Source organism: Paraburkholderia largidicola (assembly GCF_013426895.1).
GTDB lineage: Bacteria > Pseudomonadota > Gammaproteobacteria > Burkholderiales > Burkholderiaceae > Paraburkholderia > Paraburkholderia largidicola.
Genome location: NZ_AP023176.1, coordinates 1911645 through 1926556, shown reverse-complemented (window position 1 = coordinate 1926556; position 14912 = coordinate 1911645). Strand labels below are relative to the sequence as shown.

The 14912-nt window shown below is 63.5% G+C and carries 11 protein-coding genes; 6 read left to right on the top strand and 5 right to left on the bottom strand.

The window, feature by feature from the left end:
• Window positions 1–5 precede the first annotated feature (5 nt).
• Together PPGU16_RS37360 and PPGU16_RS37355 are read left to right on the top strand one after the other, a co-directional pair.
• The gene (locus PPGU16_RS37360; protein ID WP_180725837.1) at window positions 6–1412 is read left to right on the top strand and encodes an ATP-binding protein; all 1407 of its coding nucleotides are present in this window, start codon (window positions 6–8) and stop codon (window positions 1410–1412) included.
• Between the two features lie 136 nt (window positions 1413–1548).
• Window positions 1549–2109: a DUF3455 domain-containing protein gene (locus tag PPGU16_RS37355; RefSeq protein ID WP_180725836.1), complete on the top strand. Its 561-nt coding sequence runs from the start codon at window positions 1549–1551 to the stop codon at window positions 2107–2109.
• A gap of 90 nt (window positions 2110–2199) precedes the next feature.
• Here the strand turns inward: PPGU16_RS37355 and PPGU16_RS37350 are convergent, their stop codons facing one another.
• A complete protein-coding gene (locus tag PPGU16_RS37350; protein WP_180725835.1) occupies window positions 2200–3642 on the bottom strand; it encodes a cytochrome-c peroxidase in 1443 nt (480 codons plus the stop codon).
• A 147-nt stretch (window positions 3643–3789) separates the two neighbouring features.
• Complete coding sequence (locus tag PPGU16_RS37345; protein ID WP_180725834.1) at window positions 3790–5622, bottom strand: phospholipase C; 1833 nt, start codon at window positions 5620–5622, stop codon at window positions 3790–3792.
• Window positions 5623–6039: 417 nt separating this feature from the next.
• Between PPGU16_RS37345 and PPGU16_RS37340 the strand changes: the two genes are divergently transcribed.
• On the top strand, window positions 6040–7416 hold the full coding sequence (locus tag PPGU16_RS37340) for a chloride channel protein (RefSeq protein WP_180725833.1): 1377 nt from the start codon (window positions 6040–6042) through the stop codon (window positions 7414–7416).
• Window positions 7417–7461: 45 nt separating this feature from the next.
• Here PPGU16_RS37340 and PPGU16_RS37335 read toward each other — a convergent pair whose 3' ends face one another.
• Both PPGU16_RS37335 and PPGU16_RS37330 read right to left on the bottom strand, forming a co-directional pair.
• Window positions 7462–9195 carry a methyl-accepting chemotaxis protein gene (locus PPGU16_RS37335; protein WP_180725832.1) on the bottom strand — a complete coding sequence of 578 codons (1734 nt, stop codon included), beginning with the start codon at window positions 9193–9195 and terminating at the stop codon, window positions 7462–7464.
• Window positions 9196–9360: 165 nt separating this feature from the next.
• Window positions 9361–10293: a LysR family transcriptional regulator gene (locus tag PPGU16_RS37330; protein WP_180725831.1), complete on the bottom strand. Its 933-nt coding sequence runs from the start codon at window positions 10291–10293 to the stop codon at window positions 9361–9363.
• Between the two features lie 148 nt (window positions 10294–10441).
• On the opposite strand from PPGU16_RS37330, the gene PPGU16_RS37325 reads away from it, so the two are divergent.
• From PPGU16_RS37325 to PPGU16_RS37315, 3 genes are all read left to right on the top strand, one after another.
• Window positions 10442–11770, top strand: a complete 1329-nt coding sequence (locus PPGU16_RS37325) for an MFS transporter (protein WP_180725830.1) — start codon at window positions 10442–10444, stop codon at window positions 11768–11770.
• A gap of 28 nt (window positions 11771–11798) precedes the next feature.
• Window positions 11799–13331 carry a M81 family metallopeptidase gene (locus tag PPGU16_RS37320; RefSeq protein WP_180725829.1) on the top strand — a complete coding sequence of 511 codons (1533 nt, stop codon included), beginning with the start codon at window positions 11799–11801 and terminating at the stop codon, window positions 13329–13331.
• A gap of 91 nt (window positions 13332–13422) precedes the next feature.
• On the top strand, window positions 13423–13905 hold the full coding sequence (locus PPGU16_RS37315) for an NUDIX hydrolase (protein ID WP_180725828.1): 483 nt from the start codon (window positions 13423–13425) through the stop codon (window positions 13903–13905).
• Between the two features lie 33 nt (window positions 13906–13938).
• On the opposite strand, the gene PPGU16_RS37310 is transcribed toward PPGU16_RS37315, so the two are convergent.
• Entirely contained in the window at window positions 13939–14820 is an 882-nt protein-coding gene (locus PPGU16_RS37310; RefSeq protein WP_180725827.1) for a class I SAM-dependent methyltransferase, read from the bottom strand.
• Window positions 14821–14912 lie beyond the last annotated feature (92 nt).

The following is a 14912-nucleotide window of genomic DNA, read 5'->3' as shown; positions in this document are numbered from 1 at the left end:
GCGCGATGAAACTGCGTCCGTGGCCCGATTCGCTGTTTGGGCGGCTCGTGATGATTCTCGCCGTCGGTATGTTCGCCGGGCAATTGCTCACTAGCACGATCTGGTTCGACACACACGACAACCGCACGCTCGAAATTCCCGCGCGCCTGTTCGCGAGCCGTCTCGCGGATACGGTCCGGCTGCTGCAGCACGCGCCCGATGCAGCGGCGCGCGACGCGATCGTGTCGCAGTTGTCGGATGCGCGTTACCGTCTGCAATGGACCGATACGCCGCAGCCCGTGCAACAGACATCGCTTGCGAAGCGCACGGTCGGCGATCTGATCGCGGGCGTGATTCGGCGGCGACTTGGCGAGCCGATCGACGTGCGCCTGATCGATGCCGAACTGCGCGACGAAGAGCACAAGCACAAGGGCATTCTCAGTCTGTTCGATTCGCGCATGCCGACGGGCGATTTCCACGTGCAGATGAAACTGCCCGATGGCAAGTGGCTCGACGTGCAGGCCAATGAAGGGCAGGCGGGCATGCTGAGCGAGCCGGGCTCGCTGGTGTTCGACTATCTCGTCAGGATCTATCTGCTTCGTTTCGTGGCGATCTGCGTGCTGGCGTTCGTTGCCGTGCGTTTTGCGGTTCAGCCGCTGCGCGATCTTGCCAAAGCCGCCGATGCGCTCGGCCGCAACATCTACCGGCCGCCGCTGCCCGTCAGCGGGCCGCTCGAAGTGTGCAGCGCGGCGATGTCGTTCAACTCGATGCAGCGTCAACTGACGGAAAGCTTTGCTGGACGCGCACGGTTCTTGACCGCCGTGTCGCACGATCTGCGCTCGCCGTTGACCAGGCTACGTCTGCGCGTGGAGATGTTGCCCGACGAACAATGGCGCGATCGGCTGCGCGGCGATCTCGACGACATGGAGGCGATGGTGCGCGCGACGCTCGATGCCGTGCAAGGCATCGAAGTGACGGAAGCGCGGCATGAAATCGATGTCGATTCGATGCTCGAAGGGCTGGTCGAAGATGCGCGTGAGGCCGGGCATCCGGTCGCGGTGGAAGGGCAGGCGGCGCGACCGGTTGCGGGTTATCCGCGCAATCTGAAGCGCTGTTTGCAGAATCTGCTCGACAACGCGATCCGGTATGGCGGCGAGGCAGCGATTCATGTTGTCGATGACGGACGCGCGGTGCGCATCGCGATCCGTGACAACGGCCCGGGTATTCCGGATGAAACGATGCTGGCGCGCGTGTTCGAGCCGTATTTTCGCGGGAATGCGGCGCGTGCGGAGGGAACGGGTGCGAGTGGCGGCACTGGGCTTGGGTTGACGATTGCGCAAAGCATCGCGGCGACGCATGGCGGGACGTTGACGTTGCGCAATCGCGCGGCGGGTGGGCTCGAGGCGGAGCTTGTGTTGCCGCGCGACGTGTGAAATCGCTCGCGCCGGGTCGCTCCGTCGCGCGTACACCGAGGCGCAATTTCGATGGAATAAGCTTGTATCGTCAGCTGTTCTGGTAAGGAAAAGCACAAAAACGCCACCGATATACCCTCCTTACCGGATCGTCATCATGTTTCCCTCCCGCACGTCCTCCCTCGACGTCATTCGCGCAATGCGCCCCGGCGTGCAACGACAGATCGCATACCGGGCGGCGCTAGCTTGCGCCGTGCTGATGTTGCCCTTCGCCGCGAATGCCGCCGACGTAACCCCACCTTCGCTGGTGCCTACGGGCGCCCAGCCGTTCGCCGTTACGACGGCAACAGGTGTGCAGATGTATGCCTGCGAGTTCGACAGTGCGCATCGTCTCGGCTGGGTGTTCCAGCGGCCCAACGCCACGCTGTATGACGACGCGGGTCAAGTGTCGATCCAGCATGGAGCGGGTCCATCCTGGGAGGCGGCCGATGGCAGCCGGATCGTCGGTAAAGTGATTGCCCAGGCGCCGAGTGCGAATGCGAACAGCATCCCGCAACTGCTGCTCGAAACGCACAGTACCGCCGAAGGCAGTCTGTCCGGCGTGCGGTTCGTGCAGCGGCTCGACACAGCAGGCGGCACGCCGCCTTCCGCGCCTTGTGCACGTGAGCATCAGGCGGGTAGTTCGCCGTATTTCGCGCGGTACATCTTCCTGAAGTAGCGTTCTGTTTGTGTCGCGTGCACCCGCAAGCTTCATGGCTGCCATGAAGCTTGCAGATGCACGCGACGTCGCCCTCGCGAGCGATGCGGGTTACGGCTTGTATCCGTCAGTCAGCGTGTTCATGAACGCGATGATGTCCTTGATGTCATCGTCGGACATCGCAGGCTTTTCGCCCAGCTTGCGGTCGAACGGTGCGTCGGCCACGTCGATATTCGCGTGGTACTTCGCGGGAAGATCGTCGTACTTCTGCGGCTTGCCGGCGGCATCGAGCGGATAGATCTTTTCGGGGCTCGTATTGCGCAGGTTATAGAAGTCCATCACCTGCTTCAGGTCGTGGTAGACGCCGTTGTGGAAAAAGGCGTGTCGCGTGGCGACATTGCGCAAGGTCGGCGTCAGGAACATTCCACAGTATTGCGTGAGCGTCGCTGCGTCGTCGCGGAAGGGACCGCATACGCCCATGTCGTAGAAATTCCGGTCCTTGTTGACAGGCAGATCGCGATTGCGCGGCACGCCGAGCGCCTCGTATTGCGTGTCGGTGAAGAGCGGCGGCAGATGATCGGCTGTCGGCTTGCTCAGATGGCATCCGGCGCAGTTCGCCTTGTCGGGATCGTTGAACAGGCGCAAGCCGCGCATCTCCGCCTGGGTCAGACGTGCCTTGCCCTGGAGCCAGTAGTCGTACTTGCTCGTGAAGCGATGAAAGGACGGGTCTTCGAACTCGTAGCGTCCCACTGCGAACATCGCTTCGTCGAAGAGCAGGTCGGGCTGGCTCATGATCCGGTCGCCGAACAGCTCCTTGAACTGGTCGAGATACTTCGCGTTCAGCAGCTTGTGCACGACGTCGCCGGTGTTCTTGTTGGCCATTTCGACGGGATTGAGCATCGGGCCGATCGCCTGATCCTGCAACGTGCTTGCGCGGCCGTCCCAGAACAGGCCGCCCTGCGGAACGAGTGCGGGTGCCGCGGGCGCAACGCCCGCCGTTTTCACCGCGCGTTGCGTGCCGCTCGCTGCCGTGGCCAGTTGATCGAGCGTGACGGGCGCGGCGTCCATGTCGTTTTGATCGGGGCCAATCGAGAACGGCGCCTGGCGGTAGAGGTACGCAAGCGACGGCGGCGGCCGGTAGCCCGCGTCCGTCATATGCGGCCCGCCGAGTTGTACGGACAGATCGTTCGGCGGCCCGTACGCATGTTCGGGGCTGTGGCACGACGCGCACGACTGCTTGCCCGACGCCGACAGCGACGGGTCATTGAAAATCTGTTTGCCGAGCAGGGCAACCGCGCTCAGCGGCTGGCTCGGCGGTACGTGCAACGCGACCGGCTGCGGATTCGCGCCGGTGATGTCTTCGACGATGGTGCCGATCGCAAGAGGCATGCGCTCCGGATAGATTGCCGCATAGGCGATGAAGGCGGCGCAGCCGGCCGCAACGACGGCAACGGCCCAGCCGAGTACGCGCAGAAACTGTCGTTTGGCGCTCGCGGGTTGCGAGGGATCGCCGGCAGGCAGTGAGGGCGGCAATGCAGGGTTTGGAGAGCTCATGGCGATGATGGCAAAAATAATCCGCAAAAGACGTCGAGCCAGCACGTTGCCGCGCTGGCTCGACCCACTTCGAGTTATCTGGCGTCCCGCTGCCCGTTGCGCCGGCGCGAGCCGGCGAGGCGTGAAACAAGCGGGACGCGCGTCGGGTTAGTTGGTCGCCGGCGCAGCTGCGAGCTTCGTGCCAACAACCGGGTCGAGGAAGACGGTCGCGTTGTTGCCCGCGCCAGTCAGATTCAACATGCCGCGGATATCGCCGGCCGTTGCGTCGAACGAACCCGCGCCGAGCCGCTTGCCGCCGAGCCAGTTGTCTTCGATGAACTTGACGACCGACGCCTGCGTGATCTGCGTGTGGTCAACGAAGTTCTGCTTTGCCCACGGCGAGATCACGAGGAACGGCGTCCGTGTACCCGGGCCGCAACGGCCGTTGACCGCACCACCGTTGATGCCGAGCGGCTGCGTCGCGCTCGCCGACGTGCACTGGCCCTGGCCCGACAACTGGTCGGCGCCCGTGAAGGTTGCCGTGCCGACGTGCGTGACGAGCGTGGTATCGAACGACGAGCTCGTGATTGCCGGCGTCACGTGGTCGTACCAGCCATCGGAGTCGTCATAGGCGATCACGACGAGCGTGTTCTTCCAGTCGGGTTGCTGCTGCAGGAAGTTCGTGACCTTCACGACGAATGCCTGCTCGTCGAGCGGGTCCGAATTGCCCGGATGGCCGTCGCTGATCGCGGGCGCCTTCAGGAAGCTGACCGACGGGAAGTTGCCCGCCTGTACGGACGCGAAGAAGTCGTCGGTGTCGTACTGGTGGTGAACCGGCGTGGCCGTATTGTCGAGCGTCGGCTCGGTGAAGCCGATCATCGCGGTCGAGGTCGGACGCTGGTGCGTCGGATTGGCCGTCGATGCGTAGTACTGGAACCAGGCGTGATGCTGGACATAGTCAGTCGGCGCGCTGCCGAGCACGTCCGACCACGTCGAGCGCAGGCAGCCCGTCGTACCGTTCGCGTTGACGGTCTGCAGGTTGAAGCCGCCCATGAAGCCGCCCCACGTGATGTTCGAAGCATTCAGCAGATCGCCGATGTTCTTGCCGCCCATCATGCCCGTCGGGCCGGACGTGGTGGTTTGCGCGGCCGCCGTGCAGGTGTCGGTGGTCGGATCCAGGTCGCCGATCATCGTGAAGCTTCCCTGTCCGTCAGGAATCGCATTGCTGCTCGTCGTGACAGTCGGGTTCTTCGGATTGGGCGTGACCGTCACGCCCTGATTCTGGCCCGAGATCACTTCGATGGCACCCGGCGTCGACGGACCAAACGTGTCGGTCCACGCGTTGTCGTTCATCGCGAAGTTCTGTGCGAGGTTCCAGTACGCGGTGACCGTGTTGCCGTCGAAGTAGCCGAGCACCTGCGCCGACGAGCCGAACTGGCCCGTGCTGCCCGCGATGATCGAGCTGGCCGACGTGAAGAGCGGGAACGCGTCCATCTTCAGGTTGTCATCGGCGAGCTGTTCAGGCCCATAGCTGTGGTTCTGGCTCTTCGTGTTCGCCTGGGAACGGTCGAGGCGGAACGGTTGCGCGGTGGTCGTGGTCAGCGCGGCGCCCAGCGTCGGCGGCGTGGTCGTCTGGCCGTTGACCGTCGCAGCGACGATGTTCGGCGAGGTGGCCTGCGCGTTCGGGTTAGCGGCGCCCGTCAGCCCAGCGGCCGCGAGCGTGGCGATATCCGTTTGCGTGCCGGTCGCCGCGGTGAACGTCGGCTCGCCCGCTACGTTCTTCGCGCTCGGATAGGTAGCGAAGTAGTGGTCGAAGGAGACGTTCTCGCCGAAGATCACCACGAGGTGCTTGATGGGCGTCGCAGTCGCGAGGGCATCTTGCGCGGAAACGGCGGGCGGGGTCGACGTCGTCGTGTTGTTGTGCGAGTTGCTGCCGCACGCGGCGATGGTCAACAGCGACGCAACAGCGATCGCGCTGGGTAGTATTGTCCTGTAAAGCATTTTCTCGGGGGCTCCAGATTGCCGTTCAGCGCTCCGTTGTGCGTGGAGTTGCTGGGTTTTTTTAGGTGGAATTGCAAGCTCACTTCAAGATGGAGGTGAAGCAACGGCATTGAAGCATCCGCATATTTCGTCATCGAGAAATATTCCTTACCAGGCTATTACATACATTTGCATTGCTATTGCTTTCGTTTTTATTCGTTATGAGGGGGAGTGTGCTGAATGATTAGTGATCCGAATAGTTGTGAAGGGCAACGAGAGGCGCACGGGTTTCGATTGCCGACCAGCGGCACACCAGATTCGCACGATGCTTTTCTCACACAGTCGTGCGAATCATCAATTAAGTAAATAAAGTCGTTTGATGAATCTACGGGAAAACCCTAGAGTAGGGGCTTCCCCGTCCCATCGAGCCACGCCGTCATGCCGTCTCCCATCACCCTCGACCGCAAATCACTGGTCCGCCTGGCCGTCGTCACAGTGCTGACGGGCGTGGGCGCGGGCCTCGGCGGCATGCTGCTCGCGCTGCTGCTGCACGCCGTCCAGCACATCGCGTACGGCTACAGCCTCGATGCGCTCGTCGGCGGTGAAAGCTTTCTGCAAGGCGTCGGTGGCGCGTCGCCGGAACGGCGCGTGATCGTCATGACGATGTGCGGCCTGGTCGCCGGGTTCGGCTGGTGGGCCGTGCGCCGTTTCGGCACGCCGCTCGTGAGCATCAGGCAGGCAGTGAAGTCGCCCGACGCGCGCATGCCGATGCTCAGCACGCTCGCGCATGCGCTGCTGCAGATCGTGACCGTCGCGCTCGGCTCGCCGTTGGGCCGCGAGGTCGCGCCGCGTGAAGTCGGTTCGCTGGTGGCGGCTTGGCTCGCGCGCGTCGGCGGTCTGTCAGCGAACGAAACGCGCGTGATGATCGCCTGCGGCGCGGGCGCCGGCCTCGCCGCCGTGTACAACGTGCCGCTCGGCGGCGCGGTGTTCGTGCTCGAAGTGCTGCTCGTCACCTTCGATGCCACCACGGTCGCGATTGCGCTCGTGACCTCGGTGATCGCCGCCGTCGTCGCGTGGCTGGGTCTCGGCGACGAATCGCAATACGCGATTCCGTCATTCGCGCTGAGCGGCAGTCTGGTTGCGTGGTCGGTGGCGGCGGGGCCGCTGTTCGGCATCGCGGCCTATGCGTTCTCGCGCTTCATGGATCGTGCGCGCCATGCCGCGCCGGGCGCAGGCTGGCTGATCATCCCGCTCAACGTAATCAACTTCGCCGCGATCGGTGTGCTCGCTATGCACTTTCCGCAATTGCTCGGCAACGGCAAGGGCACGGCGCAGCTTGGCTTCGACGGTCAGTTGAGCATTGGGCTCGCGGCTGCGCTGCTTGCGTTGAAGATTGCCGTGAGTGCGAGCAGCTTGCGCGTCGGCGCGCATGGCGGTCTGCTGACGCCGGGGCTGACGGTGGGCGCATTGCTTGCCGTCGTGCTCGGCGGCGCGTGGAATCTGATCGGCGCGAGCGTGCCCGTCGGCGCGTTCGCCATTGTCGGCGCGGCCGCGTTTCTCGCTTCGTCGATGAACATGCCGATCACGGCCATCGTGCTCGTCGCCGAGTTCACGCACCTCGGGCACGACATGCTGTTTCCGGTGGTGTTCGCGGTTGCGGGTTCAATCGGCGCGAGCCGCGTGTGCGCGATGCTGGCGAGCCGCGCGAGCACCGCCCCGAAGAATGTTCAGGCGCATGTGGCGGCAAGCGTGACGCCACATGCGGCGCAAGAGCGGCCCGCTGCGATGAAGCTGTTACCCGTCACGCACAAGTGAAGATCGAAGGGCGCATCACGTGAAGCAATCCAGATGCGCGGCGATTCAGAACGTCTCCCAATCGACTTCAGCACGGCTAGCGGCTGCTTTCCCGGCGCCCGGCATCTGAGCGGCGAGCGGTTTTGCAGAAGCCGCGTTCGCGGTTTTCCTTGGCTCGGCCACGGCGGCGCGCGCAACCGCCTTCGGAGGAGCGGACGCAGCGCTCATCGCGTTCGCCTGTTGCCCGCCCGGCAGCCTGAACACCGATACCAGTTCACGCAACGTCGCAGCCTGCGACGCCATCGACTGCGTTGCCGCCGAAGCCTGCTCGACGAGCGCTGCGTTCTGCTGCGTCACCTCGTCCATCTGCGAGATCGCGACGTTGACCTGCTCGATGCCGCGATGCTGCTCGCCGGACGCCGCGCTGATCTCGCCCATCAGATCGGACACCTGGCGCACCGACTGGACGATCTCGCCCATCGTGCGGCCCGCTTCGTCGACGAGCGCGGTGCCGCTGTTCACGCGGCTCACCGATTCGCCGATCAGATCCTTGATCTCCTTCGCCGCCGCCGCGCTGCGTTGCGCGAGCGTACGCACTTCGCCCGCGACGACCGCGAAGCCGCGTCCCTGTTCGCCCGCACGCGCCGCTTCGACGGCTGCGTTCAGCGCGAGGATGTTGGTCTGGAACGCGATCCCCTCGATCACCGAGATGATCTGCGCGACCTGCTGCGAACTGGTCGAGATGCCGCGCATCGTATCGACCACGCGGCTCACGACCTCGCCGCCGCGCGCCGCCGTTTCCGACGCACGCGCTGCCAGCGCGTTGCCTTGCGTCGCGTTCTCCGCGTTCTGCTTGACGGTCGCCGTCAGCTCTTCCATGCTCGCGGCCGTTTCTTCGAGCGATGCGGCCTGTTCTTCCGTGCGCTGGCTCAGATCGGTGTTGCCCGCGGCGATTTGCGACGAGCCCGTGGCGATGCTTTCGCTGCTCGAACGCACGCGGCTCACCGTGTCCTGCAGTCGTTCGTTCATGTGGCGTAGCGCGCCGAGCAACTGGCTGAGTTCGTCCGAGCCGTCGACGTGAATCGCCGCAGTCAGATCGCCGCGCGCGACGGTTTCGGCCACACCGACGGAACGGCGCAGCGGCCCGACGATCGAGCGCGTGGTGACGACGGCGATGAACGCGCCCGCGAGCAGTGCGAGTGCCGACAGCACGACAGTCCACATGCGCGCGCTGTGGAACGCGGCTTCCGCCTTCGCGACTTCTTCGACCGAGCCTTCATGGTTCAGCTTGATGTCGCGGTCGATCAGATCGAGCGTGGTCGTGAAGCGTGCCGATGCGTCGCCCGCCGCGAGTTGCCGCGCTTCTGTTGCGCTCGATTCTCCGGCGTCGATCAGCTTTTCGATCTTTTCGTCGACTTCGAGATAGCTGGCCCACGAAGTTTTGATGTTGTCGTCGAGCTGCTGTTCTTCGGGCGACGAGATCAGTTTCGAATAAGCGTCGAGCGACTGCGCGAAAGCATTCACAGCATTCGCATGCTGGGCGCGCGTCGCGCGCATCTGGTTCGCGTCCGTGCTGAGCAGTTCACGCAGCGACAGGCGGCGCACGTCGTCCGCATGGCTGCGCAGCGTGCCGAGCGTTTCGACACTGGGGAGCCAGTCATTGCCGATCCGATACGTGCCGTCGTAGATGCGCGACGATTGAAGCAGGCTAACGCCGCCGACGGCGCAAAGCAGAAGCAGAACGATTGCAAAGCCCGCGCCGAGACGCGGACCGATCTTGAGGGTATTGAGAAACGTCATTGACAGTTGTTATGCGAGAGACGAACACGTTCTCTTATCGACAAAGAGGTATGCGTTCTGCAATAACGTTTCAAATATGACGAATGGCCGACAACGGTGATACGACGGCATTACATCGACGCAGTGCGTGAAAGGTTGGGGCCGCAACGTTCCGGCTGAACGCCGTCAAGTTTCCAGCGACGCATCGCCGCGCGCGAACATCGACATCCTGCGCAAGATCCATTCGAGCAGTTCATTGGCGGCAGCCGCGAGAGGCCGCCCCGACTTCACGAGCAGGCGTGCTTTCGCGCCCTGAAACAACGGGTGATCGATCGGTACGATGGCGAGTTCTTCCGCCACCAGTTCGCGATACGCAGCGAACTCGCCGATCAGCGTCACGCCGTCGCCATGCGCGACGAAGCGCTTGAGTGCCGTCAGCGAATTGCTGGTGAGCGTCGCGCGGATTTTGATGTTCTCGGCGAACTCCAGCATTTTCGCGGCATGGCCGATGCCGAACGTGGCCGGCATCAGCGCGAGCGGCCATTCGAGCAGGTCCTTCACGCTGGCGGGCATACCGCGTAACGCGAGCGGATGATCGCGCCTCACCAGCAGCACGACGGGTTGCGCCGAACTCGCGCGGTACTCGATGCGCGGATGCGGCGGCGGATTGTACGCAAGCCCGATATGCGCGCGGCTCTCGGCGACCTGGTTGAGCAGATCGTCGACAGCAAGAATTTCGACGCCGATATCCAGCTTCGGATACTTCGCGCAGAACGGCGCGATCACCTCCTCGATCAGCGGATCGACATAGCCCTCGCTGACGGCCAGTTGCACCTGGCCTTGCTGCAGCCCTTTCAGCAAATGCAGCTGGTCTTCGAGCTTTTCCTGCTGCGAGCGGTAGCCGCGCCAGAATTCGAGCAGATGCGTGGCTGCCTCGGTCGGTTTGACGCCGCGCGCCTCGCGCTCGAACAGCGTCGTATCGAGTTCCTCTTCGAGCAGCCTGATCTGGCGCGTAATCACGGAAGGCGACGTGTTCAGGCTGTCCGCCGCGCCGCGGATGGTGCCGTGCGACAGCACCTCGTGAAAGTAGCGCAGCCGTTGCTGGTTGATTTCGCGCATGTCCGACATCTCCAGAGCTGTTGGTTTGGCAGTCGTTGCCTTGCAAGCAACGAAGTGTGAACTTAGTTGCTCTTGCTCGCGCATTTTTACCCCGACACCATGCTGGAACGCAAGCACGGGATTCAAACCCGAGATACCGGAGACGAACATGACAGCGATACAGACCCTGAAGGAGAGCGACGCGGCGCGCGCCCTCTACAACCGGCTCAACTGGCGGTTGCTGCCGTTTCTTCTGGCTTGCTACATGTTTGCGTATCTGGATCGCGTGAACGTCGGCTTCGCCAAGTTCCAGATGCAGAGCGATCTCGGTTTCTCCGATGCGGCGTATGGCGTCGGGGCGGGCATCTTCTTTCTCGGCTACGTGCTGTTCGAATTGCCGAGCAATCTGCTGCTGCCGAAAATCGGCGCGCGCAAGACGTTCAGCCGCATTCTCGTGCTGTGGGGCATCACGTCGGCGTGCATGCTGTTCGTGCGCAACGTGCCGATGTTCTACGGCATGCGCTTTCTGCTCGGCATTTTCGAAGCGGGCTTCGCGCCGGGCATGATCTATTACCTGTCGTGCTGGTACGGACCGACGCGCATGGCGCGCGCCATTGCGATCGTGTTTCTCGCCGGGCCGCTGGGCGGGATCGTCGGCGGGCCGTTGTCGGCGTGGCTGATTTCGGCGCTCTCGGGTGTGCACGGGCTGGCAGGCTGGCAATGGATGTTTCTCGTCGAGGGCTTGCCGTGCATCGTGCTTGGTGTGGTGACGCTGTTCGTGCTGTCGAACCGTCCCGCCGACGCACGCTGGCTGAATGCCGACGAAAAGCAGCTGCTCGAAAGCGAAACGGGCGCGGCACACGCGCACAACCATTCGTTCAAGGCCGTGGCGCGCGATCCGCGTGTCTATCTGCTGGCGTTCGCGTACTTCTCGATCATCTTCCCGATCTACGCGATCAGCTTCTGGCTGCCGACGCTGATCAAGGAACAGGGCGTGAGCGACACGCTGCGTCTTGGCTGGTATGTCGCGATTCCGTATGTCGCGGCGGGGATCGGCATGTACGTCGCGGGGCGCAGCTCGGACCGCACGGGCGAGCGGCGTTATCACTGCGCGCTGCCTGCCTTGATCGGCGCGCTGCTGCTGGTCGCATCGATTTTCACGCAAGGGCATCTGTTCGCGACGCTTGCGCTGCTGACGGCTGCCACGGCGATGATGTGGATGGCCTACACGGTGTTCTGGGCAATGCCTGCCGAATACATCAAGGGCCCGGCGGCGGCGGGCGGCATTGCGCTCATCAATACGATTGGATTGTCGGGCGGCTTCTGGGGCCCGGCGGCAATCGGCTGGGCGCGCACGGCGACGGGCAACTCGCAACTCGCGCTGATCGTGATGGCGTGCATGCCGGTGATTGCGGGCTTGCTGATTCTGGCCAACCGGTCGACGCGCAAGTCCGCTCATGAAGCGCCGGAATTGACGTTGAGCCCTGAATCGAACTGAGTTCGCAGAGCACGAGGACGAACGAATCATGAAGATCCTGATTGCTGGATTTCAGCACGAGACCAACACCTTTGCGCCGACCAGGGCGTCGTACCAGAGCTTCATTCAGGGCGAAGGCTTTCCGCCTTTGACGCGCGGCGCCGACGTGCTGACCTTGCGCGACGTGAACGTGCCGATCGGCGGTTTCATCAAGGCTGCCGAGGCAGCGGGCCATCAACTGATCCCCGTCATCTGGGCCGGCGCGAGCGCATCCGCGCATGTGACGGAAGATGCGTTCGAACGCATTGCCGGTGAGATCGTCGATGCCGTGCGCGCGGGCGGGTTCGACGCGATCTATCTCGATCTGCATGGCGCGATGGTCGCCGAACATATCGACGATGGCGAAGGGGAATTGCTTGCGCGTGTTCGGGGCATCGTCGGTGATGAGATGCCGCTCGTCGTATCGCTCGATCTTCACGCGAACGTGACGGACAGGATGCTGCAACTCGCGGATGCGATCGTCGCGTATCGAACTTATCCGCATGTCGATATGGCCGAAACGGGCGAGCGCGCTGCCGCGTTGCTTCAGAGGCTGATGCACGATCGACGCCCTTTGCAACGCGTGTCGCGGCGCATTCCGTTTCTGATTCCGGTGAATGCGATGTGCACGCTCGTCGAGCCCGCGCTCGGCATCTACGACATGCTGGCCGCGCTCGAAGAGGGGCCGGTTGCTTCGCTGTCGTTTGCGCCGGGGTTTCCCGCTGCGGATTTTCCTGAGTGCGGGCCGGCGATCTGGGGTTACGGCTATGACGAAGACGCGCTCGAGAAGGCTATCGATGCGCTACACGCGCGCATGCTCGCCGACGAAGCGCGATGGGACGTGCGCTTCCTGTCACCCGACGAAGCGGTGAATGAAGCGTCACGTCTCGCGCAACATGCGCACAAGCCCGTGATCATCGCCGATACGCAGGACAACCCGGGCGTCGGCGGCGATTCCAACACGATGGGCATGGTGCGCGCGTTGTTGCGGCATCGCGTGCAGGACGCGGCCGTTGGCGTGATATGGGATGCGGAGGCGGCAGCCGCGGCGCATCGTGCGGGCGTCGGCGCGCGCATCGACATCGCGCTCGGGGGCCGCTCGGGTGTGCCGGGCGACGCGCCGTTGCAAGGCGTTTTCGAAGTCGAGCATCTGTCGGATGGGCGTTTCCGTTTCGATGGTCCGATGATGAACGGAATGCAGGGCGATCTCGGGCCGGTCGCGTGTTTGCGTATCGACGGTGTGCGGATCGTGGTCAGCACGATCAAGATGCAGATTTTCGAGCGTAACTTTTTTCGCGTTGGGGGCGTTGAGCCTGAGCGGATGAAGGTACTCGTCGTGAAGAGTTCGGTGCATTTTCGCGCGGATTTTCAGGCGGGCGCGCATGCGGTGCTGGTGGCGAAAGCGCCTGGGCCGATGGCCGCCGATCCGTCGGACTTGCCGTGGAAGAGGCTGGATGAGCGTATGCGGGTGCGGCCGATGGGGCTCACGTTTGCAGAATGGCGTTCGGCGACTGCGAAGGAAGCTGTTGGTCAATTGCAGTGAGCGACCAGACGCGTACGCCCCAAGGCTTGCACATCACCCCCATTTCCGGCGAAATAGCGCATCCTCAACGCTCGCGCATGCCTACCAGCCCATGATCTCCTTCGACACCGACGGCCACCGCTTCAACTTCCGCGCCGTCGCCGTCATCACGACACGCGAGCGCGTCCTGCTGCATATGCTGGAAGGCGATGAATACTGGTCGTTGCCGGGCGGCCGCGTCGAGGCGGGCGAGGACGCGGCCACGGCCGTCGCGCGCGAGATGCGCGAGGAACTGGACATCCAGGTGAGCGTCGGACGCTTGCTATGGATCGTCGAAAACTTCTTCACGGGTGGTGGTCGCCCACATCATGAAGTCGGCCTGTACTTCGCCACCGACGTACCACCCGAGGCCCGCATCCTCGATTTCTCCATGCATCACGCAGGCAACGAACCGGGGCGCAAGCTCGAATTCGCGTGGTTCGACCGGCACGAACTGGCGAGCATCGACGTGCGCCCCGCATTCCTGCGCGACGCGCTCGCACGAGACCCGCTTCCGTTCGCGCATATCGTCAGCCGCGATGCCGTACCCGCCTAGCCCGTTCTCCTGCTGGCCTCGCGCATACGATCGCTAAGGCTTGACGAACTTGAGCGTCATGCGATCCGATTCTCCGATTGCAGCAAAACGTGATCTGTCGACGTCACCGCCTTGATAAGTCGGCGGCAGCGACCACACGCCGTGTGGATAGTCCTTGGTATCTTTCGGATTCGCGTTGATCTCGCTGCGCGCAAGCAGAACGAAGCCGGCTGCTTTTGCGTGCTCGATGACGAAAGCCTCAGTCACGTAACCGGAATCGATCATCTGTTGCTCAGTCGTGCCTGGCCGTGCGCGGTGCTCCTCGACGCCGAGTTCGCCGCCGTGCTTCAGCGCGCCGTAGAACGCGCGCAGGTTCGCATCGAATTGCCCGTCCTTGATCCAGTTATGGATGTTTCGGAAGGTCAGCACGCGGTCGAACCGCTCGTTCGAGTCGAAGCCGTTGAACTGGCCCGCATGCAACGTGCCGACGACGATGTTCCCGTAGACCGATGGCGCATTCGCGAGCTTGCGCCGATAAGCGGCATCGGTCGCGCTGTCTTCGGCGGCGAGATCGACTGATGTGCTGAGATATTGCGCTTCGTAAAGCTGGCCGGCGTTGCGCAGGTAGGGCGCAAGTATGTCGGTGTACCATCCGCCTCCCGGGGCGATCTCCAACACCGCTTGCGTCGGACCGAGGTCGAAGAACTGCAGCGTTTCTTTCGGGTGACGATAGACGTCGCGCGCACGCGCCTGGCTGCTGCGTTGCGATCCATTGATGGCGGCATCGAGCGACGCGGCGCTGGCACCTTGCGATTGCGAGCCCCGCGATGAGTCTTGCGAGTCCAGCGACGAGGACGCGCAGCCTGTCAGCGTAAGTACGAAAAGGGCGGCGGCAATCGTGATTGTGCGCGCACGGCCATGGCGAGTAGCGTACATGGGATCGATTCAGGTTTTGAGGTACGGGAGACGATACGCGATTCTTGAGCTATCCGCTCCCGGTCATATTGATCGCCCGCGCAGCGGTGTGC

What these genes read in the sequence shown, in the direction of transcription:
- PPGU16_RS37325 (WP_180725830.1), top strand. Translation starts at nt 10,442, where the DNA reads ATGACAGCGATACAGACCCTGAAGGAGAGCGACGCGGCGCGCGCCCTC.
- PPGU16_RS37320 (WP_180725829.1), top strand. Translation starts at nt 11,799, where the DNA reads ATGAAGATCCTGATTGCTGGATTTCAGCACGAGACCAACACCTTTGCG.
- PPGU16_RS37360 (WP_180725837.1), top strand. Translation starts at nt 6, where the DNA reads ATGAAACTGCGTCCGTGGCCCGATTCGCTGTTTGGGCGGCTCGTGATG.
- PPGU16_RS37335 (WP_180725832.1), bottom strand. Translation starts at nt 9,195, where the DNA reads ATGACGTTTCTCAATACCCTCAAGATCGGTCCGCGTCTCGGCGCGGGC.
- PPGU16_RS37315 (WP_180725828.1), top strand. Translation starts at nt 13,423, where the DNA reads ATGATCTCCTTCGACACCGACGGCCACCGCTTCAACTTCCGCGCCGTC.
- PPGU16_RS37310 (WP_180725827.1), bottom strand. Translation starts at nt 14,820, where the DNA reads ATGTACGCTACTCGCCATGGCCGTGCGCGCACAATCACGATTGCCGCC.
- PPGU16_RS37350 (WP_180725835.1), bottom strand. Translation starts at nt 3,642, where the DNA reads ATGAGCTCTCCAAACCCTGCATTGCCGCCCTCACTGCCTGCCGGCGAT.
- PPGU16_RS37330 (WP_180725831.1), bottom strand. Translation starts at nt 10,293, where the DNA reads ATGCGCGAAATCAACCAGCAACGGCTGCGCTACTTTCACGAGGTGCTG.
- PPGU16_RS37345 (WP_180725834.1), bottom strand. Translation starts at nt 5,622, where the DNA reads ATGCTTTACAGGACAATACTACCCAGCGCGATCGCTGTTGCGTCGCTG.
- PPGU16_RS37340 (WP_180725833.1), top strand. Translation starts at nt 6,040, where the DNA reads ATGCCGTCTCCCATCACCCTCGACCGCAAATCACTGGTCCGCCTGGCC.
- PPGU16_RS37355 (WP_180725836.1), top strand. Translation starts at nt 1,549, where the DNA reads ATGTTTCCCTCCCGCACGTCCTCCCTCGACGTCATTCGCGCAATGCGC.